Annotated in this window: 25 protein-coding genes; 21 read left to right on the top strand and 4 right to left on the bottom strand. The window is 38.0% G+C overall.

Features of this window, described 5'->3' with window-relative positions; all coding sequences use genetic code 11:
• The 9 genes from dtd to tnpA all read left to right on the top strand — a co-directional run bounded on the left by dtd (position 1) and on the right by tnpA (position 8,753).
• Positions 1–438: a D-aminoacyl-tRNA deacylase gene (gene dtd / locus BQ7400_RS01790; protein WP_072469256.1), complete on the top strand. Its 438-nt coding sequence runs from the start codon at positions 1–3 to the stop codon at positions 436–438.
• Between the two features lie 11 nt (positions 439–449).
• A complete protein-coding gene (locus BQ7400_RS01785) occupies positions 450–1,067 on the top strand; it encodes an MBL fold metallo-hydrolase (RefSeq protein ID WP_072469255.1) in 618 nt (205 codons plus the stop codon).
• A gap of 1 nt (position 1,068) precedes the next feature.
• On the top strand, positions 1,069–2,448 hold the full coding sequence (hemZ, locus tag BQ7400_RS01780) for a coproporphyrinogen dehydrogenase HemZ (protein WP_072469254.1): 1,380 nt from the start codon (positions 1,069–1,071) through the stop codon (positions 2,446–2,448).
• Positions 2,442–3,968 (top strand): Mur ligase family protein, encoded by a 1,527-nt coding sequence (locus BQ7400_RS01775; protein ID WP_072469253.1) that lies wholly within the window; start codon positions 2,442–2,444, stop codon positions 3,966–3,968. The genes hemZ and BQ7400_RS01775 overlap by 7 nt, the downstream gene beginning before the upstream one ends.
• 57 nt (positions 3,969–4,025) lie before the next feature.
• Positions 4,026–5,795, top strand: coding sequence for an aspartate--tRNA ligase (gene aspS, locus BQ7400_RS01770; protein ID WP_072469252.1), 1,770 nt, complete (start codon positions 4,026–4,028; stop codon positions 5,793–5,795).
• Positions 5,796–6,215 carry a SoxR reducing system RseC family protein gene (locus BQ7400_RS01765; RefSeq protein WP_072469251.1) on the top strand — a complete coding sequence of 140 codons (420 nt, stop codon included), beginning with the start codon at positions 5,796–5,798 and terminating at the stop codon, positions 6,213–6,215. It begins immediately after the preceding gene.
• A gap of 7 nt (positions 6,216–6,222) precedes the next feature.
• Positions 6,223–7,053 carry a hypothetical protein gene (locus BQ7400_RS01760; protein ID WP_072469250.1) on the top strand — a complete coding sequence of 277 codons (831 nt, stop codon included), beginning with the start codon at positions 6,223–6,225 and terminating at the stop codon, positions 7,051–7,053.
• Complete coding sequence (locus tag BQ7400_RS01755; RefSeq protein WP_072469249.1) at positions 7,037–8,125, top strand: hypothetical protein; 1,089 nt, start codon at positions 7,037–7,039, stop codon at positions 8,123–8,125. Before BQ7400_RS01760 ends, BQ7400_RS01755 begins: the two co-directional genes overlap by 17 nt.
• Positions 8,126–8,279: 154 nt before the next feature.
• Entirely contained in the window at positions 8,280–8,753 is a 474-nt protein-coding gene (tnpA, locus tag BQ7400_RS01750; RefSeq protein WP_072469248.1) for an IS200/IS605 family transposase, read from the top strand.
• 175 nt (positions 8,754–8,928) lie between these two features.
• Here the strand turns inward: tnpA and BQ7400_RS01745 are convergent, their stop codons facing one another.
• Genes BQ7400_RS01745 through BQ7400_RS01730 form a run of 4 tightly spaced genes read right to left on the bottom strand, consistent with a single transcriptional unit; the run spans position 8,929 to position 11,011 of the window.
• The gene (locus tag BQ7400_RS01745; protein ID WP_034438433.1) at positions 8,929–9,381 is read right to left on the bottom strand and encodes a threonine/serine exporter family protein; all 453 of its coding nucleotides are present in this window, start codon (positions 9,379–9,381) and stop codon (positions 8,929–8,931) included.
• Positions 9,382–9,391: 10 nt separating this feature from the next.
• On the bottom strand, positions 9,392–10,180 hold the full coding sequence (locus tag BQ7400_RS01740; protein WP_052099007.1) for a threonine/serine exporter family protein: 789 nt from the start codon (positions 10,178–10,180) through the stop codon (positions 9,392–9,394).
• Positions 10,146–10,418, bottom strand: coding sequence for a GIY-YIG nuclease family protein (locus tag BQ7400_RS01735; RefSeq protein ID WP_034438435.1), 273 nt, complete (start codon positions 10,416–10,418; stop codon positions 10,146–10,148). Before BQ7400_RS01735 ends, BQ7400_RS01740 begins: the two co-directional genes overlap by 35 nt.
• Positions 10,418–11,011 carry a regulatory protein RecX gene (locus BQ7400_RS01730; protein ID WP_034438437.1) on the bottom strand — a complete coding sequence of 198 codons (594 nt, stop codon included), beginning with the start codon at positions 11,009–11,011 and terminating at the stop codon, positions 10,418–10,420. Before BQ7400_RS01730 ends, BQ7400_RS01735 begins: the two co-directional genes overlap by 1 nt.
• Positions 11,012–11,145: 134 nt before the next feature.
• On the opposite strand from BQ7400_RS01730, the gene BQ7400_RS01725 reads away from it, so the two are divergent.
• From BQ7400_RS01725 to BQ7400_RS01670, 12 genes are all read left to right on the top strand, one after another.
• The gene (locus BQ7400_RS01725; RefSeq protein WP_009431796.1) at positions 11,146–11,574 is read left to right on the top strand and encodes an FHA domain-containing protein; all 429 of its coding nucleotides are present in this window, start codon (positions 11,146–11,148) and stop codon (positions 11,572–11,574) included.
• Between the two features lie 13 nt (positions 11,575–11,587).
• Complete coding sequence (locus tag BQ7400_RS01720) at positions 11,588–12,847, top strand: FtsW/RodA/SpoVE family cell cycle protein (protein WP_034438440.1); 1,260 nt, start codon at positions 11,588–11,590, stop codon at positions 12,845–12,847.
• A complete protein-coding gene (locus BQ7400_RS01715) occupies positions 12,837–14,258 on the top strand; it encodes a peptidoglycan D,D-transpeptidase FtsI family protein (protein WP_072469247.1) in 1,422 nt (473 codons plus the stop codon). Before BQ7400_RS01720 ends, BQ7400_RS01715 begins: the two co-directional genes overlap by 11 nt.
• A gap of 12 nt (positions 14,259–14,270) precedes the next feature.
• Entirely contained in the window at positions 14,271–14,999 is a 729-nt protein-coding gene (gene ispD / locus BQ7400_RS01710; RefSeq protein WP_034438445.1) for a 2-C-methyl-D-erythritol 4-phosphate cytidylyltransferase, read from the top strand.
• Positions 14,996–15,472 (top strand): 2-C-methyl-D-erythritol 2,4-cyclodiphosphate synthase, encoded by a 477-nt coding sequence (gene ispF / locus BQ7400_RS01705; RefSeq protein ID WP_072469246.1) that lies wholly within the window; start codon positions 14,996–14,998, stop codon positions 15,470–15,472. The genes ispD and ispF overlap by 4 nt, the downstream gene beginning before the upstream one ends.
• A 7-nt stretch (positions 15,473–15,479) precedes the next feature.
• The gene (gene fsa / locus BQ7400_RS01700; RefSeq protein ID WP_072469245.1) at positions 15,480–16,136 is read left to right on the top strand and encodes a fructose-6-phosphate aldolase; all 657 of its coding nucleotides are present in this window, start codon (positions 15,480–15,482) and stop codon (positions 16,134–16,136) included.
• Positions 16,133–17,098, top strand: coding sequence for a class II fructose-bisphosphatase (gene glpX, locus BQ7400_RS01695; protein ID WP_072469244.1), 966 nt, complete (start codon positions 16,133–16,135; stop codon positions 17,096–17,098). The genes fsa and glpX overlap by 4 nt, the downstream gene beginning before the upstream one ends.
• Before the next feature lie 96 nt (positions 17,099–17,194).
• Positions 17,195–17,395: a 50S ribosomal protein L31 gene (gene rpmE / locus BQ7400_RS01690; protein ID WP_009430333.1), complete on the top strand. Its 201-nt coding sequence runs from the start codon at positions 17,195–17,197 to the stop codon at positions 17,393–17,395.
• A gap of 46 nt (positions 17,396–17,441) precedes the next feature.
• Positions 17,442–18,335: a DUF1385 domain-containing protein gene (locus BQ7400_RS01685; RefSeq protein WP_072469243.1), complete on the top strand. Its 894-nt coding sequence runs from the start codon at positions 17,442–17,444 to the stop codon at positions 18,333–18,335.
• On the top strand, positions 18,326–19,141 hold the full coding sequence (gene prmC, locus BQ7400_RS01680) for a peptide chain release factor N(5)-glutamine methyltransferase (RefSeq protein WP_072469242.1): 816 nt from the start codon (positions 18,326–18,328) through the stop codon (positions 19,139–19,141). Before BQ7400_RS01685 ends, prmC begins: the two co-directional genes overlap by 10 nt.
• On the top strand, positions 19,142–20,206 hold the full coding sequence (prfA, locus tag BQ7400_RS01675) for a peptide chain release factor 1 (protein WP_034438459.1): 1,065 nt from the start codon (positions 19,142–19,144) through the stop codon (positions 20,204–20,206).
• 207 nt (positions 20,207–20,413) lie between these two features.
• Entirely contained in the window at positions 20,414–20,959 is a 546-nt protein-coding gene (locus BQ7400_RS01670; RefSeq protein WP_072469632.1) for a rubrerythrin family protein, read from the top strand.
• Positions 20,960–21,021: the final 62 nt, after the last annotated feature.

Below are 21,021 nucleotides of genomic sequence, written 5' to 3'. Positions count from 1 at the left end.
ATGCGTGCATTAATTCAACGAGTAAAATCTGCAGAAGTTTCTGTAGCTGGAGAAAAAATTTCATCTATAAAAAGTGGCCTATTGATTTTTCTGGGCATCAAAACAGATGACAGTGAGAAAGATATCGATTATCTAGTAAAAAAGATTGTGAATTGTCGAATTTTTGATGATTCTAATGGAGTCATGAATGAATCCTTAATTGACCAAGAGAAAGAGCTTTTAGTGGTTAGCCAATTTACCCTATACGCAGAGACAAAAAAAGGAAATCGACCCAGTTATCAATTGGCTGCTAAGGGAGATGTAGCTGAACCCCTCTATCAAAAATTTATCACTAAAGTCAAGGAAATGAATATTCCTGTACAAACAGGAGAATTTGGTGCGGATATGGCTGTATCTCTCATTAATGATGGTCCTGTCACTATTTTAATGGAAAGTTAGGAGGCGGCACTTTGAAGATTGAAACTCTGGTCCTAGGGCTATATGAAACCAACTGCTATATTGTTTACAATGAAGATAAGGGGGCCTTTATTATTGATCCTGCAACCAATGCGGACAAGATAAAAGAAAGCCTAGATTCCCATAATTTAGATTTGAAATTTATGGTCCTTACCCATGCCCATGGAGATCATATTGGTGCCTTAGCTGAGCTGATGGAGGCCTATCCGGTACCGGTCTATCTCCATCAAAATGAACTAACTACCCTTTATGACCAAAGAATGAGCCTAAGCTCTTTAATGAATACCAATATACCAGAAAAATCCTCCCAGCTTGTTCCAGTGGAAGATGGCCAGGAAATAACTTTTGGTCAAGAGACAATTCGCTTTATCCATTGTCCTGGACATACACCGGGAGGCATGAGTATTTATATCAAACCCTATTTATTCACGGGAGACACCTTGTTTTATGGGTCTATTGGACGGACGGATTTCCCAGGTGGCAACTATCCAGAAATTATCGCCTCCTGCCACAAATTGATTAGTTATCCAGCGGACACCATCATTTTGCCTGGTCATGGTCCTAGAAGTCTTGTTTCCCAAGAAAAAATGATGAACCCATTTTTGGCCTAAGATGATAAGATTTAAGAATTTTAGTGAGGCCGAAGCCCATGATTATTTTGAATTAATCCGTATGCTTTATCCTCAATTTGTCAGCGGAAAAGATATAGAAGTCATCAATAGCTCTGGGAAAATAACTTTTTTAAGCCAGGGTTTAAATCAGGTATGCCATCTACCGGAAGGCATAGATTTTCAAGAAAGAAGACGGAGGATTAAAAGCTATATCTTAAATTCCTTGCAAATACAAGAAAGAGTAAGTTCAAAATTTGGAATCTTAACAGGAGTACGGCCCATTAAGCTCATTATAGGCTTATTGGACAGATTCTCTCCTGATCAACTTTTAAATTATCTAAAAGACTATTATTGCATAGAAGACTTAATGGCTCGCTTTTTAATTTCCGTCGCTTTAAAGGAAAAGTCCTATTTTGATTCCATTGATCCCAAGGGGTATTCTGTCTATATCCATATTCCTTTTTGTCCTAGCCGATGCGACTATTGCTCCTATCCCATTATCAAAAGTTCAAATAAGGACAAGCTACAGGCCTATGTGGATACTCTTCTAAGTGAAATAAAAAGTTATAGGCATTTAAAAAAACCCCCCACCAGCATCTACATAGGTGGAGGAACGCCAACTTCCATAGGAGAAAGCCAGTTAGAAAGAATACTAAAGACTAGCAGGCAAGTATTTGGCCAAGGAATGGAATTTACTGTTGAAGCGGGACGTCCAGACACCCTAACAGGGCCAATTTTTTCTTGCCTGAAAGAGTATGGGGTCACCCGGATAAGTATCAACCCTCAAACTATGCAGGATAAAACCCTATCTCGCCTAAATCGAAGGCATAGTGTGGAGGAATTTTTAAAGGCCTTTTATGAAGCAAAACAATTAGATTTTTCCATTAATGTCGATTTAATTTTAGGTCTACCAGGTGAAAATTCCTTGGAGATGATGGATTCTTTAAATCGTGTTATGGCCTTGGATACTGATAATATTACAGTCCATACCCTATCTTTAAAAAATGGATCTCGCCTCTTTCAAGAGCAAGAATATTATACAAATTCAGAAATAATTTCCAAGCTAATTAACCATGTTTATCAAAGCTTGGGGAATAAGGGCTATAAGCCCTATTATATGTACCGCCAAAAAAGAACCTTGGGAAATGGGTTTAATGCAGGGTACAGTAAAGAGGGTAGAGAATCTATTTATAATATGCTTATGATGGATGAACAACAAAGTATATTGGGTTTTGGAATGAGCAGTAGTTCAAAATTTTATTATCCGGAGTCAAATAGACTGGAAAAAGTATTGCAGTATAAAAACCTTAGAGACTACCAAGAGCATTGGCAAGATAAAAACTCATTAAAGCAAGCCTATATGGAGGATTTTAAATGGTAAATAAAAATTTAAAGGAATTACTGGGAGCTATTGATGTTTTAGATTCCAGGGGAGTTCTTCCGACAGAAATTACTGGCATCCACTATCACTCCCAAATGGTTCAACCGGGAAATTTATTTGTAGCCATACCGGGAGAGCTGGTAGATGGCCACAAGTATATTCCGGATGCGATAAAAAATGGAGCTAGTGTCGTTGTCTGTTCAAAATTTACAGAAGATAATATTCCCCAAATTAAAGTGGAGAATCCTAGGAGGGCTCTGGCCATGTTGTCCTCCAAGTTCTTTCTTTCTCCTTCAAAGAAATTTCCCCTTGTGGGGATTACAGCAACCAACGGAAAAACATCAACATCCTTTATGTTGAATCATATCTTGGAAGAAAAGGGAATGAAAACGGGCCTAATTGGTACTGTAAAAGTTAAGTATCCAGGCTATGAAAAAGCCAGCATCCTAACGACCCCCCAATCCTATGACCTGCAAGAGCACTTTTACCATATGGATCAAGAGGGGATTGATGCTTGCATTATGGAAGTTTCTTCTTCAGCCCAAGAGCTTGATCGAGTTGTTGACTGTGATTTTGACCTGGTTAGCTTTCATAATCTTTCAAGAGAGCATATTGACCAGCATGGGTCTTTTGAAAATTACTACAAGCAAAAGAAAAAACTGATTACCCAAGCAAAAGAGGATTCTTTTGTCCTCCTAAACCAAGATGAACCCCTCATTGCTAAGTTGGAAGAAGAAACACAAGGGAAGGTGCTCCATCTTTCCTACCAAGATAAGGCGGATATTTACCTCAAAAATTTAGACCTATCGACAGGGTTTGGATCCTACACCTATGTCCTAAATAAAGAAATCAAGCTAAAGAATAAGACTCTTGAGCCATTTGAAATGGATATCCAGCTTTCATCATCAGGTTACTCATCTGTCATGAATAGCCTTGTAGCCATTAGTCTGGCTCTTTTATTGGGCATTGAAAAAGACATCATTAAAAAGGGAATTGAAGATTTTACTGGAGTGGAAAGACGCTTTGAAATGATTCAAACAAGCCCCTTTAAAATTATTGATGACCACTTTGCAAACAGTCGAAATATTGAAATTACCATGGAAACTCTAATGAAAATGGACTATAAGTCTCTAGTGATGGTTTATGCCATTCGGGGAAATCGAGGAGTCCATTTAAATGAAGAAGTTTCCCAAACCATGAGTAAATTTTTAAAGAAGGCAAAATTAAAAAAATTTATTGCCAGCCTAAGTCAAGATTGTGTGTCTCAAAAAGATTGGGTCCATGATGAAGAACGCCAGGTCTTTTTAAAAGTTATGGAGGAAGAAAAAATCCAGGTAGAATTAATGGACCATTTAGAGGATGCCTTAAACCGAGGACTTGAATTTGTTGAAGATGGGGACCTACTCCTTCTAGCTGGTTGCCAAGGAATGGACCACGCTGGTTTTCTATTGACGAAAAATCAAAATCCGCGTTTAAACCAGGAAGAACTGACTCAAAGAGTCCAAGACCGGTCCTGTTAGCTTGAAATGGCTTTTATAGAAGATTATAATAGACTTAGACAGAACTAGGAGGTAAATATGTTAGATCATTTAGGTAATTGGTCAAGAAGTCACTATTGTGGTGTCTTGCGCGAAAAAAATATAGGTGAAAGTGTTTGTTTAATGGGGTGGGTCCAAAAAGAAAGGGACTTGGGTTCCCTAATCTTTGTTGACTTGAGAGATTTTTCTGGAATCGTTCAACTTGTCTTTAATAATGATACAGATTCCGCCCTTTATGAAACGGCCCAAGGTTTGCGGTCTGAATTTGTTATTGCTGTAAAGGGTAAGCCTAGAGAACGTTCAAATAAAAATCCTAATATTCCTACAGGAAATATTGAAGTTCTTGTAGATGAACTTAAAATTTTAAATACATCTGAGGTTCCACCCATTTATGTTAAAGATGGAGATAATGTCGATGAAACCATGCGTTTGAAGTATCGTACCTTGGACCTTAGAAAGCCTGAAATGCAAAGAAATTTGCGTTTAAGATCCAAAATTAGTCAGCTTACTCGTAATTTCTTTATCGACCACAATTTTGTTGAAATTGAAACTCCTATGCTAACCAAGCCTACTCCAGAAGGGGCTCGGGATTACTTGGTTCCAAGCCGTATAAATAAGGGCAAGTTTTATGCCTTGCCCCAGTCTCCTCAACTTATGAAACAGCTTTTAATGGTTGGGGGATTTGACCGTTATATTCAAATTACCAAGTGCTTCCGAGATGAAGATTTAAGAGCCAACCGACAACCTGAATTCACCCAAATCGATATGGAAATGAGCTTTATGAGCCGAGAAGAGATTATGGACTTAAACGAAGAATTTATCCAAATGCTCTATCGGGAAATAAAGGGAGTTGAACTGTCTCGTCCCTTTAAAAAGCTACCTTATAATGAAGCTATGGACCGTTTTGGATCCGATAAGCCTGATTTAAGATTTGCTATGGAAATTCAAAATATATCCCAGCTTGTAAAAGATTCATCCTTTAAGGTGTTTTCGGAAGCAACAAAAGACGGGAAGTCTGTTCGCTGCCTTTTAGCCAAGGGTTTGGGTAAGGACCTAAGTCGTAAGAAGATTGATAAGTTGGAAGACTTTGTCAAAACTTATGGGGCCAAGGGCCTTGCCTGGATTAAAATCAATAAGGATGGAATTCAATCTCCCATTGCAAAATTTTTAGACAAAGAATTAGACGCCATTATTGAAAGTCTAGAAGCAGAAGTAGGGGACATCATTTTAATTGTTGCCGATGAAGACTCTACTGTATTGGCTGCTTTAGGTGCTTTACGCCTCCACCTTGCTAGAGAATTTAACTTAATTGATGAAAATCATGATGAAATTTTATGGATTACTGACTTTCCTCAATTTGAATACAGCCAAGAAGAAAATCGCTATGTAGCCATGCACCACCCCTTTACCCATCCACTTGAAGAAGATATTCCAAAATTGGAAGAAGATCCATCAGAAGTCCGAGCCAAGGCCTATGACTTGGTTATTAACGGAGATGAAGTCGGGGGAGGAAGTATTCGGATTAACAACAGTGACCTTCAAGAAAAAATGTTTAAGGCTCTCGGATTTAGCAAGGAAGATGCAGAAGAAAAATTTGGTTTTCTTTTAGATGCCTTTAAATATGGAGCCCCTCCTCACGGAGGCATTGCCTATGGACTAGACCGTCTTACCATGATTTTTACTGGTGCTGACAATATCCGCGACGTCATTGCCTTTCCGAAAACTCAATCTGCCACTTGCCTCATGACAGGAGCTCCTGTTGAAGTTTCTGACAAACAACTAGATGAATTAAATATTGAGGTGAAATAAATGGAACAAGTTGGTTATGTTACAGCTGTTCAAGATGGTTTAGCTGATTTAGAAGTAAGACGTGTTGGAGCTTGTGGAGCCAGCTGTGAATCATGTCATGCTAGTTGTGAAGAAAAGGTAGAACATATTCAAATCATTAATAATTTAAATGCCAAGGTAGGGGATTATGTTCAATTGGAAGCAGACGCCAAGCGTGTCTTATCCTATATATTTTTAGTGTATGGACTTCCTTTACTTGGATTGCTGGTAGGATCTCTGATAGGAACCTATGTCTTCAAAGCCTTAAATGTACCATCATACGAGCTTTTTGGCTTTTTTATAGGTCTAGTTACTTTACTAGCAAGCTACCTATACATTTCAAGACTGGACCGCAAATCACAATTAAGCCATAGTCCAATTCAAATGGTGAAGATTCTGTAGGTGGTTTATGGAAACTGATTGGAAAAAATACACAAGGATTATCCTTATATTCATGCTGGTAGTATCCACTTGTTTTTTGGCCTATTCCTACCTATTGAACTTGAGCCAAAAACAACTATTAAGTGATTATAAAAAATATAAGGAACTTGTAAGGGACCAGGATCAAAAACTTGCCTCTTTGCAAGCAGACAATGTAAAAATAAAAAAGAGCCAGGAAGCCTTATCTCAAAACTTCCTGGCTCAGCATGGTTTTCCGGTAACTGACCTAAATAGCATGTCCATAAAAAAAGAAATCGACTCCTTTAGGCGAAAGCAAGAAGAAATTATTCAACAAGTACATACAATTTTAATGGACCAAGACTTTAGAAGGAACTTTTATGAAAATGATGACCTTCTTATTTTCTTAGGAAAATACTCAGATATATCAAATCAAACGGAAAATAATAAACTAAATCCGAATCTTTGGCAAGACCTTAAAGCCAATAATATTTTAAATCTTGTCTTAGAGGACCCACTCTATCATTCTTTTTACCAAAAAAATCCCACAGACAACCCTGACTTAAGGGTAGGCATACTCCACCAAGTTTCTCTAGGTTATGACCTCTATAAGTTATCTGAAATTAATTTGAAAAATCTCGATGATAGCCGGGTAGCCTTTGATTTATATCTTGATGGGGTTGAGTCTTTGCGAAAGAGGGGCTACAATATTGAAGCCTTTAACCCAAGTAAGCTTAAAAATTATCAAGACCAATTTGAAAAACTCTATAGTCAATATTTGAAATATGAAGGAATTTTAAACCAATTAGAGGAGTTAAGAAACAATGAAGAAGAAAAGTAAGGAAAAGGGGATCCAGCTTGTTCTTTTTTTATTCAGTCTCTTTATACTGGTCTTTGGAGTCTATCTCTATCCTAAAGAAGGGAACTATGGCCAGTTAAAGAAGAGTGTCAAACAACTAGAAAGAGATTTGAATTACAAAAAAATTGAAACAACCTCTCTCCTAGAAGAAATTCACCAGGGACAGGAGGCTATTGACCAACTGGTTCATTTGGAAAACACCTGGCAAAAAATTAAATTACCCAATTTTAGCTCCTCTCAACTTAATTCCTATCTGTTCGATACCTCTTTGGCCCATTATCCTGTCTTGGCTAGCCGGCAAATTAAGGCAGATAAGGATTCGCCCTTTTATAGCCTTGGAGAAATGGATGGCCTATCCCAATCTCTTGCCATCTACCAAACTCTGGGATCTTTAAAAAAAATAGACCTAGAAACCACCCTTGCTGCCAACAGTGCAATTTTAAGAAGGATGGGGGCAATTGAATATTTTTGTAATACTAAAAACCCCGGGTCTTGGTACGCCATTATGAATGGTCACTACAATAAAAATCCCCAGTTGAGTCAAGTCCTAGAATCCATGGGGAATCAAATGGAAGTTACAGCTACCTTAAAGGACTATATAAACGACATTCTATCTATCGAATCTCCCATTAAGAATCCAGACTTAGAGCTTAAGAAAGGTGTCTGGCTGAAAGACGAAAAGGCTCAAATGCACAGCGATACCAAGCAGGCTATGAATGACATTAGTTTAAAGGGAAGCTTCTTATGGGATACCTATAGTTATGGCTTAGACCACCTGTCTATTGTAGCCAAGGCTTTTTCTACAGATAGTTCCAAGGGGATGTTTAAAGCCTATCTTGAAAATTCTAAAATCTACTTTATCACATGTGAAATGGGAGATAGGACTGCATTTTCATACTTTACACCATCTGGAATTTTAATGAGCGTTATCGACAAGGAAAGCTCTGAAAATTACTATTTGCGAGATATATCCAATACAGAAAACCACTGGGCTCAGGTGGCAAATCTGGGCTATCAACTAATCAAAAATGATAAAAAAATAGAAGGCCAATAAAAAAGGCTTTCTATTTTTTGTACGCTTTAGCATGAAAAAACCACCAGCTATGCTGGTGGTAGGAAAATAAGCTTTAGCTTCAAGTAAAAAAGCCTCCCATGATATACTAAATAAGTTACTGGCAGTAGCATATTTAGAAAAGGGAGGCATCCACATGGATAAAAATAGTTTATCACATACATCTTGGAATTGTAAGTATCATATAGTATTTGCTCCGAAATACAGAAGACAAATAATCTATGGGAAACTAAAGCAAGATATAGGAAAGATATTACGAGATTTATGCGAAAGAAAAGAGATCAACATTATTGAAGCAGAGTGTTGTCCAGATCACATCCATATGTTGTTGGAGATTCCACCCAAATATAGCATATCCCAAATTATGGGGTATTTAAAAGGAAAAAGCAGCTTGATTATTTTTGATCGCCATGCAAATCTAAAGTATAAGTACGGGAATAGACATTTCTGGTGTCGCGGGTACTATGTAGATACAGCCGGGAAAAATGCGAAAAAAATACAAGACTATATAAAAAATCAGTTGAAAGAAGATTATATGGCAGATCAAATCAGTATGAAAGAATTTATAGACCCGTTTACGGGTGAGCCGGTAAACAAAAGCAAGAAATAAAGTGCTTTAGCACTCGCTGAGAGAAGGGTGCACGAGTAAGAAAATTCAAAGCATGGAATGCTGCCGGTAACAGCCCCTTATAGGGGCAGAACAAACCACCGGCTAAGCCGGTGGTTATGATTATCTGATTTATAAAGCGAGAGAAGTTTCGCTTCATTTTTTTACGCAATAAGGTTTAAAGGCCGTTGTCTTGCTTCCGAATCCTTACCCGCCTTAGGCTTTTTGAAAAGATTGATGAGGCAACAATACCTATGGACAGGGCAACAGCAGTGAAAAAAGTTTTCGCTCCAACAGCGATAAAAGAATTATAATTTTGAGCAATTAAATGGTTCATAGAGTAGTACATTCCCGCCCCCGGTACCAGGGGGATTAACCCCGGAAGGATAAAAAGAGTTGCCGGATTTTTTAGCCACCTGGAAAAAACCTCTCCCAAAATACCAATGATAAAAGCTGCTAAAAAGGCTGAAAATATATAGTTACAATTTTGAACCTGCAAAAATTCATAAACAACCCAGCTAATTCCTCCAACTAGACAAGCAGGTAAAATGGACCTCTTGGGCGCATTAAAGATTAGGGCAAAACCCAGGCTTGCTATGAAAGAATAAATGAAGGCCTTGAGATAAATCATAAATTCCTCCCTATTTTAAATGGAAACTTAAAACAATACCAACCCCGATTGCTATGGCCAGGGCAATGAAAATAGCCTTAACAAGACCTATTAGTCCCGATAAAAAATCATCTGACATAATATCTCGTACTGCATTCGTCATAACAACCCCCGGCACAAATAACATAATAGATCCAATAATAATATGGTCGATATTATGCCCCGCTCCCAAAAGGATGCAAATCATAGCAAAAAAAGAAGAGAAGAAGGCGCCTAAAAAACTTTCTATAAAAAAGGTCAAGTCATACTTGGACAGGAGAAAAACGCCCCCATAGCTTAAGCTTCCCACAAAGAAAGTACATACTGCATCCATGGTATCGGCTCCAAATAAGAGGGCAAAAAAGGATGCTGCCAGGCCCGAAGCCAAAAACTTAAGAGGGAAACTGTACTCGTCCTTATCCTCAATAGCTCTTAAGTCTTGGATGGCCGCTTGAACATCTTGAGGATCTTTTACAAATTTTCGACTAAAAGTATTTAAGAGGTTAATCTTTTCTAAATTTAAATTTCCTACACTGGCATTCTTATACATGGTAATGACTTCATTGTTATATTCCAAGGAAATAAACAAACCATTACTTAGACCAAATACATCAATGGCAGTTAAGTTTTCATAGCTTTCACAAATTCTAGATATCGTATCTTCCGTCCGGTAAATTTCTGCACCATATTTAACTAAAAGCTGGCCTAAATACAGGGCCATGGCCATAACCTTTTGGGCATAAGCCTTATCCTTGCAATAATTTATTGACTTTTTCAACATTTGATTCCACCAGTTCTAATTTTTTATTCCTGGGTAACTTCTTAATTTTCGCTTCTCTTGAAAGGGCCAGGGACTTATTTTCGCATTCTTCCCAATATACAAGAGTTACCGGTCCGCGTCCCCGGGTATATTTGGCTCCTTTTCCGGCATTATGGACCTGGATTCTCTTTTTAAGGTCCGTGGTATAGCCCGTGTATAGGGTCTTATCTCGGCATTGGACAATATAGACATAGTCCATTAGAATAGCTCCTTTGAAATAGAAGAGTAGGGATAGCCTTTATTTTGTAAGTAGCGGTTTATTTTTTGTTTTTCTACTAGAGAAAAGGGGCCTTGGCCATATTTCTTTTCAATTAACTCCTTGACCATAGCCTCTAAATCCTCTCGGGGAAGGTCGGCCAGATAACAATCAATTAAACTTGGATCAAGAAACTTATTCATTAGTTTGAATTTAATTTTCCGTGGCCCATTTTTTTCTAAATAAAATTGGTCATGGATAAAGTCTTTAATGTAATCCTCATCACTAATCAATTGATAGTCTTTTAGGTATTTAATAATTCGATCTAAGCAGGTCTGGTTGAAACCCTTCTGGCTTAAAAGGTGCTTAATTTCACCACTAGTCCGTCTCCGTCTCAAATAGTTCAAGCTCAAATCTCTAGCTTCATAAAATTGATTTTCCTCTTCCAGTTGAGTCCAAGCATCCTCGGAAATCTCACAGCCCTTGTAAAGGCCACTATGTATAAAGGTCTCCTCATTTAAATAGAGAAAGGCTTGGTCTTTTGTAGTAATTTTATAGGTCCCCTTGAGAAAGGAAATTGATTCTATTTTCTTCATGCTTCCTCCTATCTGAATTGTATCAGAAATAGAGACCAGACTCAATAATTTATCAGGGGGGGGTAAAGGCTGTTTTTATTGAAAATAAGCTATTAATATGATAGTATAAATGCAGTAAATTTATGAGGTGCAATATGTTTATAATAATTTCTCAAGGTGTAAAATACATTGCAACTTTAATTATCTATCTCTTTATATTTAGTATTATCCGTATGATTTATTTAGATATTAAATCTATGAGTAAAATGACTATGATGAAGGATGGAGCCTACTTAAAGGTTGTCAACCGCCTGGATACATTAAATTTTAAAATGCAAGAATACTATACTTTAAAGGGAACCATCACCATTGGACGGTCATCTAGAAATGATATTGTCATTAAGGACAATTTTGTTTCAAAAAAACATCTTCAAATTACAGATCAGAATGGAACCTATTTTATTGAAGACTTAAACAGCGCCAATGGAACCTATTTAAATGGAGAGCTTATCCATGATATCATCGAATTAAGAAATGGTGATCGGATTGGGATTGGCTTTATCCAGTTTTTGTTTGTAGAATAGGAGACTTGTCAAAATGTTTACTAGCTTAACGAAAAGTAGACGGCCAAGAGATCTTTTACTGGTTTTTCAAATTCTCTGTATCGTTCTACTTTTCTTTTTTTACCGCACAAATTCTAACTTTGATGCAGCCATTGCCTATAAGGCCATTGGTCTAATAGCTATTATTTATGTTTCTAACTTCATCCTAGGGAAAATTTCCAGTGGGGATAATTACATCTTTTTGATTATTTCTATGCTTTTAACCATTGGAATTGTCATGGAATTTCGCATTAAACCAAGCTATGGTATTTTGCAAATGGTCTGGTCCATTGCAGGTATCTTGCTTTTTTATGCTACTTATTTTTTTATAAAGTATTTTCCCAAGTTAGACAAGTTTGGAAACCTATATGTTTTATTAGCCGCCATTTTCACCCTGACCACCCTAATTTTTGGAACAACCCGGCACGGAGCTAGAAACTGGCTTCAAATATCCTCAAATATTTTTGTCCAACCTTCGGAGTTGTCTAAGATCTTAATCATGTTTATCTTGGCCAGTTTTTATGCAAATTACAATAAGTACAAGAATCTAAAATATGCTCCCTTTATTATTATGGGGATTATCTACTTCTTTATCTTATGTATGTTTATTCAAAAAGACTTGGGAACAGCCGTTTTATTTTTGGCCATGTATTTGGCCATTCAATTTGTCTACGAAAAAAATAGAAAAATGATTATTCTCAACCTTGTCTTGATTGCTATAGGTGCTTTTTTAGGTTTTAAATTGTTTACTCACGTTCAGACCCGAGTTCATATTTGGCTGGACCCCTGGAGCGATGCCTATAGTACAGGTCGGCAAATTGTTCAATCTTTCTTTGCCATTGCAGAAGGTGGATTTTTTGGCAGCGGGATTGGCATGGGATATCCAAATTTAATCCCATATAGCTATAGCGACTTTATCTTCCCCTTAATTTGTGAAGAAATGGGCACTGCCATGGGGATTGCAATTATTATGCTCTATATGATTTTAGTATATCGTGGCATTAAGATTGCCTTGGACCAAGAATATACTTTTTATCGAATCTTAGCCCTATGTGTTAGCGTCTTGTTTTGTTGCCAGGCTTTTGTCCATATCGGAGGTGTAACCAAGCTGATTCCTTTAACTGGATTAACTTTACCCTTTATTAGTTATGGAGGAAGCTCTATGTTGTCAAGCTTTATCTGCCTAGGTATTCTTCAAGTAACGAGCGAAGATTTATCCTTTAAATATGAGGGAGGGAACAGCAATGAATCCTAAAGAACATCGTAGGATTTTAGTCCTTCTATCAGGATTAACCTTTTTAAGCCTATCTTTAATTCTCTATCTAACATACTTCATGTTTTTCCAAGCCGATGCAGTAAAAAAACATTCGGCCAACCGTCGAAGTTGGATTGAAGAAGCAAAAATTCAAAGGGGAATTATCCGCGATCGAAATGCCGAAGTTATTGCCTACTCTAAAGGGCATGAGGGCGACTATCGTCGTTTTTACAACTACCCTCGAATCTATTCCCATATTGTTGGTTATGCCAATCCTTCTTTAGGAAAGGGGGGACTGGAATTATCTTACAATGACCAACTTTTAAACAAGGGTTCCTTTATGCGTTTTAATAGTCTTAAGAACTTTTTAAGCAATAATAAATTAGGTAATAATTTAAATTTAACCATTGATACAAACCTACAAAACTATGCCCATAAGGTCTTGGAGGAAACAGACCGCAAGTGTGCAGCTGTTATTTTAAATCCCAAGACAGGTGAAATTTATTCCATGGTTAGTCTACCTGATTTTGATGCTTCGACCATTGTGGAAGACTGGTCGGATATTTCCAGTCGGGCAGACGGTCCCTTGGTCAACAGGGTAACTCAGGGTCTATATCCTCCCGGATCCACCTTTAAGATTTTAACCAGTGTGGGGCTTTTGGAAAATCCAAATATTGACCAAAGTTACGTTGATGAGGGAACTCAAACCATCAATGGCCGGGTCTTTAAAAATGCTGTTCCAGACCGAAAATATGGAAAAATCAACCTAAAAACCGCCTTCTCTCAATCCTTAAATACCTATTTTGTCAGTAAGGGAGTAAAACTTGGAGCCAACACGTTAGGAAATGTTGCCGACCGCTTTATGTTTAATAAGACAATAGACTTTGACCTGCCTGTAAAAAAATCAGTGTTTAATTATTCTAATTCTCTTGACAACACCCAGCTAGCTGCATCCAGCATTGGCCAAGGAAAGGTCCTAGCAACTCCTCTGGAAATGGCCCTAGTTTCTGCTGCCATTGCCAACGATGGCAAGATGATGGAACCCTATCTGGTAGCAGAAGTTGAATCTGCTGATGGTGTCACCATTGACAAACATGAACCCAAGGTCCTATCAGAGGTAACGAAAAAAGAAGTTTCGGACCAAGTCAAGGACCTAATGATTAATGTCGTTCGAAACGGAAATGGATCTAAGGCCTATTCCAAGGGCTTAAAAATTGCTGGAAAAACAGGAACTGCCGAAAACTCTTCTGGTAAAGATCACGCATGGTTTGTTGGTTTTGCACCTGCCTCAGACCCTAAATTTGCCATTGCTGTGATTGTTGAGCAAACAGAGGGCTACGGAGGAACAGTTGCAGCACCTATTGCCAGAGATTTGCTTAGATATGCAAATAAACATGTTATCGTAAATTAGAAAGAGGCCTAAATGTTAAAGAATAAAAAAGTTGCAATGCTGATTGCAGCTGCAGGTAGTGGTTCTCGAATGCAACTAAAGATGAATAAGCAGTTTATTTCTTTAGGGGAACAATCTGTCCTATCTCGAACAATTAAACAAGTATCGTCCAGTAAATATGTAGATTGCATCCTGGTTATTGGGCAAGAACAAGAGCTGGACTTGATTCATGACCTTCTCAAGGAAATTAACATTCCCTATCAGCTGGTAGCTGGAGGAGAGACCAGGCAAGATTCCATCTTAAATGGTTTAAGGGCCCTTGACCAATCGGTAGATATCGTTGCAAGTCATGATGGAGCTAGACCCTTTGTATCTGTTCACGCTATTGATGAAGTCATTGCAGCTGTTGAAGACACAGGAGCCAGTGTTTTGGCCCATCCAGTAAAAGATACCATCAAATTTTCAGCCAATGGTCAATATGTATCGTATACTCCCGCTCGAAAACTTTTATGGGCAGTTCAAACTCCCCAGGTCTTTTATCGAGATATTATAGAGTCTGCTTATAAACAAGCCTATGATGAAGACTACCAGGGAACAGATGACTGCTCCTTGGTGGAAAAGGCTGGATACAAGGTTAAAATCGTCCAAGGGGAATACACTAATATAAAAATTACAACCCCTGAAGACCTGCTTTTTGCTGAAATATTACAAGAAGAACCTGGAAGAATTTTAAAGAAATATGGATATGGAGAAAATTTATGAGAATAGGATTTGGATTTGATGTACATGCTTTTGCAGACCAGAGAGCTTTAATCCTGGGAGGAGTGAAAATTCCATATGACAGGGGTCTTTTAGGCCATTCCGATGCAGATGTTCTGGTTCACAGTATTATGGACGCTCTCTTGGGGGCTATGGCCTTGGGCGACATTGGCCAACACTTTCCGGATACAGACCCCGCCTATAAGGATATTAACAGTTTGGTCCTCTTAGATAGGGTTATTGCATTACTTGAAAAACACGCCTATCGGATTGGAAATATTGACTGCGTTATTTCTGCCCAAGAGCCAAAACTTGCTCCATATATACCAGAAATGAAAGAAATCCTGAGTAAGCACTTAAAAATTTCAACTGGTCAAATTTCAATTAAGGCTACAACCACAGAGCGACTTGGTTATGAGGGTCGTAAAGAAGGCATCACCAGCCAATGTGTCTGCCTGATAGAAAGTAGAAAATGAGGTAATCATGGATTTATTTATTGATAGCGCTTTATATGAAGAAATAGAAGAAATTCATACCTGGGGAATTCTTTCCGGGGTAACTACAAATCCATCCTTGATTTATCGATCCAAGGAAAATTTTGAAGAGATTATTCAAAAAATTGCTGCTTTGGTGGATGGTCCTGTCAGTGCAGAAGTCCCATCAGATACTGCTGAAAAGATGGTTGTAGATGCCCGCAAGCTTGCTTGTTTAGATAAAAATATTGTTATTAAGCTACCTATGACAGAAGAGGGAATCAAGGCCACTTCGATTTTAACAAGAGAAAAAATTCAAGTGAATATGACCCTAATTTTTTCTCCAAACCAGGCCTTATTAGCCTCTCAGGCAGGTGCCCAATATGTCAGTCCTTTTATTGGACGGATTGATGATATTTCTTATGATGGGGCAGACTTAATTAAAAATATAAAGAAAATTTTTACCCAAGGAAATATACCTACAAAAATTATAGCTGCCAGTATTCGACACCCTAAACACGTTCTAGATGCTGCAATCAATGGTGCCGATATTGCAACAATACCATACAAGGTTTTTAAACAAATGCTAAAACACCCCTTGACAGATAGTGGTCTAGAGGGTTTTAATAAGGATTGGAACAAATACTTAAAGGGGGATACAAAGTGAATCGTGATTTAGGTTTAAATTTAGCACGTGTTACAGAAGCTGCTGCCTTAGCAGCTGGAAAATGGATGGGGAAGGGTGATAAAAACGCGGCAGATGGTGCAGCTGTTGATGCTATGCGTCGTATGTTTGATACCATAGATATTGATGGAACAGTAGTTATTGGAGAAGGGGAAATCGATGAAGCCCCCATGCTTTATATTGGGGAAAACATTGGTCGCGCCAACCACGAAAACCAAGTAGATATTGCTGTAGACCCTCTCGATGGAACAACCTCCATTGCTGGAGGTATGCCAAACGCCATAGCCGTAGTTGCTGTAGCTCCCAAGGGATGCCTTTTAAATGCCCCTGACTGCTACATGGATAAAATTGCTTGTGGCCCTAAAGCAAAAGGAGCCATTCGACTGGATGCCAGTACTGCAGAAAATCTAAGAAATGTAGCCAAAGCTTTGGGAAAAGATATTAGCGACCTAACTGTTTCCGTTTTAAAACGTGAACGCCACGAAAAATTAGTCAATGAAATTCGGGCAGAAGGAGCAAGAATTAAATTTGTCAATGACGGAGATATTGTTACTGCCATTGCTTCTTGCTTTGAAGATTCTGGTGTTGATTTAATTATGGGGATTGGTGGAGCTCCAGAAGGGGTTATTGCCGCCGCTGCTTTAAAATGTTTGGGTGGCGACTTCCAAGGAAAATTAATGCCATCTGATGAAGCCCAATTGGCTCGCTGTAAAGAATTAAAAAGTGATTTAGACAAAATTTATCACATTGATAACCTGGTTAAGGGAGATGAGGTCTTATTTTCTGCAACAGGAGTCAGCAACGGAGAGCTTTTACGAGGTGTAAGCTACCACGCCAATAATATTGCAGATACCGACACCTTGGTTTTAAGATTACCCAGTGGAACTATCCGTAAAATTTCCAGTACCCATAAACTGGATCAAAAGCCTGACTACGCTCAATAAATCCTCATAAGTTTTTATTGAAATCGGCTTGTCCCTATGGTATACTATAGAAGTTAAGTATGAGCCTAAGTAATTTAAATAAAGGAGTGATAAGTGATGAAGACTGATATTCAACCAGAATATAAGGAAGCTACAGTCACTTGTGCTTGTGGGAATACCTTTAAAACAGGTTCTGTCAAGGAAAATTTAAAAGTTGAAGTGTGCTCACAATGCCATCCATTCTTCACTGGGAAACAAAAATTCTCAGACCAAGGTGGACGTATTGAAAAATTCAATCGCAAGTACAAAAGAGATTAAGAAATTGGTTAGTGTTTACACTAACCAATTTTCATATGGAGAATCTATGAATAATACATTTAAAACCTCTATTGGTGGCCAGGCACTCATTGAAGGCGTCATGATGAAGGGCCCTTCAAAAACAGCCATTGCCGTTCGGAAGCCTAATGGAGAAATTGAATTAAAAATAAATAAAAACTTTTCTATTGCTGATAAGTTCCCAATTTTTAATCTCCCCATCCTAAGAGGGGCAGTTAAACTAATCGAAGCTATGGTGATAGGTTTAAAAGCCATGACCTATTCGGCTTCTTTTTGGGACGATGACGAAGGAACTTTCTTATCCAATAAAGAGATTTTTCTAACCCTGTCCCTTTCTGTAGCCATGGCTATTGTTTTCTTTATTTTATTGCCAAATTTAATTGCCAGTGGCCTTCAAAAATTTACAGATTCTGTTTTTGCCCTAAATCTTTTAGAGGGAATCTTAAGAATTGTGGTCTTTTTTATCTATCTAGTTTATATTTCAAAAATTGACGATATTTACCGAGTTTTCCAATACCATGGATCTGAGCACAAGTCCATTCATTGCTATGAACATGGAGACGAACTCACTGTAGAAAATGTTCAAAAATATCCCTGTGAACACCCCCGGTGCGGGACCAGCTTTTTGTTTATGGTCCTGGCCATTAGCATTGTGGTCCTATCTTTTTTTGGATGGCCCAACCCCATCTTAAGGGTCCTTATTCGTATTTTAATGTTCCCAGTTATTGCGGGAATTGCCTATGAAATCAATCGCTGGATTGGAAAAAGTGACTCCGCCCTGAGTAAATTATTAAGACGGCCAGGACTCTACATCCAAAAAATTGCCACAGTTAAGGAACCAGACCCGGATCAAATTGAAGTGGCCATCGCCTCTCTAAAGGCAGTTCTTCCCAGAGAAGGAGAAAATGACCGTTGGATGTAAAAACATTGCTTCACCATCTACGTAAAGAACTTGAATCCATTGGCCATGAACATGAGAGTCGAGAAATTCTCGAAAACCTATTTAAGAGGGATATTTCTTATTTATATGCCCACGATGATTTGCCAGTAGACCAAAATATTCTTAAGAGACTAGAGGAAGTAATAGAAGCGCGAAAATTGGGCCAACCCCTGGCCTATATTTTTAATAAAAGAAGCTTTTATGGCCGAGATTTTTTTGTAAACTCCTCCGTGCTTATTCCCAGGCTTGAGACGGAATTCTCCATTCAGGAGCTATTAAAATTGCCTGGAAATAGCTTTTTGGAACTTGGTATCGGATCTGGTTGCGTCTCCATTACAATGAAACTTGAAAGGCCCAGTTTATCTGTGGATGGTGTAGATATTAGCGACCAAGCCATTCAAGTTGCTGAATTGAATGCTAAAAAGCATTTGGCACAAGTTCATTTTTTCAAAAGCAACCTTTTCGAAAAAGTCGCCCCTTCCTATGACTTAATTTATTCAAATCCTCCCTATATTAAGGCAAAAGATATGGATGATTTAGAAGATGAAGTAAAAAAATATGAGCCTCACCTTGCCTTAAATGGGGGAGAAGACGGCCTGGACTTTTATAAAAAAATTATTAAAGACACCCCTGACTACCTAAATAAAACTGGCTACTTGGTGTTGGAAATTGGCTATAATCAAAAAGAAGAAATATTTGCTTTACTTGATGCCATTCATTTTACCGGCAAATGCATCCAAGACTATGGTGGTCATGACCGGGTAATTATAGCAACTAGGAGGAAATAAATGTACGATAAATTATCTGTTTTTGAAGATCGTTTAAAAGAGCTTGAAGGCTTAATGATAGACCCTGCCGTCATTAGCGATTCTCAAAGTTTTCAAAAATATGCCATTGAACACGGGGAACTATTGCCTGTCGTAGAAAAGTACAGGCAATACCGCAAGCTTTCAGAAGACCTTGCTTCTGCGAAAAGTCTCTTTAACGAACCTCTTGACGAAGAAATGAAGGAACTGGTTAAAGAGGAAATCACACAAAATGAAGAAGACCTAGCCAGGGTGGAAAATGAATTAAAAATTTTGCTGGTTCCTAAGGATAAGAATGACGATAAAAATGTTATTATTGAAATCCGAGCCGGGGCAGGAGGGGATGAGGCAGCCCTATTTGCAGGTGTCTTATTTCGACAATATTTACGCTATGCAGAAAAACACAACTGGCAAACAGACGTCTTAAATACCAATGAAATAGGAATCGGTGGCTATAAGGAAGTCATTTTTATGGTCCAAGGGAAGGGCGCCTACTCAAGGTTAAAGTATGAGTCTGGAGTTCATAGGGTGCAACGTGTTCCTGAAACAGAAAGCTCTGGACGAATTCACACTTCTACAGCTACAGTTGTTGTCTTACCTGAAGTTGAAGATATTGAAGTAGAGATTGACGAAACAGAAATTCGTGTAGACTATTTTAGATCTTCCGGTCATGGGGGCCAATCCGTTAACACCACAGATTCGGCCGTCCGTTTAACCCACATTCCTACAGGCATTGTGGTTTCCTGTCAAGACGAAAAAAGTCAGATTAAAAACAAGGCTAAGGCCATGACTATTTTAAAGTCTAGGATCTATGACCAAATGCAGGCTGAACAAAATAAGGAAATTTCAGCTGAAAAGAAGTCTCAAATTGGAAGTGGGGACCGATCTGAAAGAATACGAACCTATAATTATCCTCAGGGTCGTGTTACAGACCACAGAATTAATTTTACCTCCCATCAAATTGACGCCATTAACGATGGGGATTTAGATGAGTTAATTGATGCTCTAACAGCTTATGATCAGGCAGAAAAAGTAAAAAATATTTAAAAAGCTTAGGGAAACCTAAGCTTTCTTTATTCTTAAAATCAATGAAGATATTGAAAAATAGCCATTTAATTATGATAAAGCCTTTCATCTTACCCGGTGGGGTATTTTGCTTTATTAATATTATCTGGATTTCTTGAAAATTTATAAATTATATCTTATACTAAAGATAGTTAATCAATAGTAAGATTTTTAAGGAGGAAAATGATTATGAATGCAATGACTCAAACAAATTTACAATCAGCTTTTGGTGGCGAAAGCCAAGCTCACATGCGCTATCGAGTTTGGGGAGACGCTGCTAAAAAAGAAGGATTTGAAAATGTTAAAAGACTTTTTGATTGTACTGCTGACGCTGAAGAAGTTCACGCTCGCTTACACTTTAAAGCCCTTAAAGATGTAAACGGCGACTTTGCTGTAACTAGCATGGCTGGTTTTGGCATCAATAAGACTTCTGAAAATCTTCAAGCTGCAATCGATGGAGAAACTTTTGAATTTACTCAAATGTATCCAGCTTTTATTTGTGTAGCTGAAGAACAAGGTGAAAAAGAAGCTGTTAAAGCAATGAGATATGCCATTGAAGCTGAAAAGGTTCATGCTGAACGTTATGAAGAAGCTAAAAAATGTGTCGATGCTGGAAAAGATTTAGACAAAGAAGATATTTTACTTTGCCCAGTATGTGGTTACATCACCTTTGATAAGACAGAAGAAGCATGCCCAATTTGTCATACTAAGGCAAAGGCATTTATTGCTTACTAATTTCTAAGATCAAGCTTTTGCTGTCCTTATAAATTAAAAGACTGTATTATTTAGGCCAGAGA

This window comes from Urinicoccus massiliensis, assembly GCF_900120405.1.
In the GTDB taxonomy this organism is placed as follows: domain Bacteria; phylum Bacillota; class Clostridia; order Tissierellales; family Peptoniphilaceae; genus Urinicoccus; species Urinicoccus massiliensis.
The sequence above is the reverse complement of the archived record's forward strand: the minus strand, read 5'-3'. Positions and strand labels throughout refer to the sequence as shown.

Excerpts from the sequence above, each read along its gene's own strand:
- BQ7400_RS01670 (WP_072469632.1), top strand. The coding sequence starts at position 20,414 with ATGAATGCAATGACTCAAACAAATTTACAATCAGCTTTTGGTGGCGAA.
- BQ7400_RS01775 (WP_072469253.1), top strand. The coding sequence starts at position 2,442 with ATGGTAAATAAAAATTTAAAGGAATTACTGGGAGCTATTGATGTTTTA.
- fsa (WP_072469245.1), top strand. The coding sequence starts at position 15,480 with ATGGATTTATTTATTGATAGCGCTTTATATGAAGAAATAGAAGAAATT.
- ispD (WP_034438445.1), top strand. The coding sequence starts at position 14,271 with ATGTTAAAGAATAAAAAAGTTGCAATGCTGATTGCAGCTGCAGGTAGT.
- prfA (WP_034438459.1), top strand. The coding sequence starts at position 19,142 with ATGTACGATAAATTATCTGTTTTTGAAGATCGTTTAAAAGAGCTTGAA.
- BQ7400_RS01755 (WP_072469249.1), top strand. The coding sequence starts at position 7,037 with ATGAAGAAGAAAAGTAAGGAAAAGGGGATCCAGCTTGTTCTTTTTTTA.
- BQ7400_RS01765 (WP_072469251.1), top strand. The coding sequence starts at position 5,796 with ATGGAACAAGTTGGTTATGTTACAGCTGTTCAAGATGGTTTAGCTGAT.
- dtd (WP_072469256.1), top strand. The coding sequence starts at position 1 with ATGCGTGCATTAATTCAACGAGTAAAATCTGCAGAAGTTTCTGTAGCT.
- hemZ (WP_072469254.1), top strand. The coding sequence starts at position 1,069 with ATGATAAGATTTAAGAATTTTAGTGAGGCCGAAGCCCATGATTATTTT.
- BQ7400_RS01745 (WP_034438433.1), bottom strand. The coding sequence starts at position 9,381 with ATGATTTATCTCAAGGCCTTCATTTATTCTTTCATAGCAAGCCTGGGT.
- BQ7400_RS01685 (WP_072469243.1), top strand. The coding sequence starts at position 17,442 with ATGAATAATACATTTAAAACCTCTATTGGTGGCCAGGCACTCATTGAA.
- BQ7400_RS01720 (WP_034438440.1), top strand. The coding sequence starts at position 11,588 with ATGTTTACTAGCTTAACGAAAAGTAGACGGCCAAGAGATCTTTTACTG.
- BQ7400_RS01725 (WP_009431796.1), top strand. The coding sequence starts at position 11,146 with ATGTTTATAATAATTTCTCAAGGTGTAAAATACATTGCAACTTTAATT.
- BQ7400_RS01760 (WP_072469250.1), top strand. The coding sequence starts at position 6,223 with ATGGAAACTGATTGGAAAAAATACACAAGGATTATCCTTATATTCATG.
- aspS (WP_072469252.1), top strand. The coding sequence starts at position 4,026 with ATGTTAGATCATTTAGGTAATTGGTCAAGAAGTCACTATTGTGGTGTC.
- BQ7400_RS01730 (WP_034438437.1), bottom strand. The coding sequence starts at position 11,011 with ATGAAGAAAATAGAATCAATTTCCTTTCTCAAGGGGACCTATAAAATT.
- tnpA (WP_072469248.1), top strand. The coding sequence starts at position 8,280 with ATGGATAAAAATAGTTTATCACATACATCTTGGAATTGTAAGTATCAT.
- BQ7400_RS01715 (WP_072469247.1), top strand. The coding sequence starts at position 12,837 with ATGAATCCTAAAGAACATCGTAGGATTTTAGTCCTTCTATCAGGATTA.
- BQ7400_RS01735 (WP_034438435.1), bottom strand. The coding sequence starts at position 10,418 with ATGGACTATGTCTATATTGTCCAATGCCGAGATAAGACCCTATACACG.
- BQ7400_RS01740 (WP_052099007.1), bottom strand. The coding sequence starts at position 10,180 with ATGTTGAAAAAGTCAATAAATTATTGCAAGGATAAGGCTTATGCCCAA.
- rpmE (WP_009430333.1), top strand. The coding sequence starts at position 17,195 with ATGAAGACTGATATTCAACCAGAATATAAGGAAGCTACAGTCACTTGT.
- ispF (WP_072469246.1), top strand. The coding sequence starts at position 14,996 with ATGAGAATAGGATTTGGATTTGATGTACATGCTTTTGCAGACCAGAGA.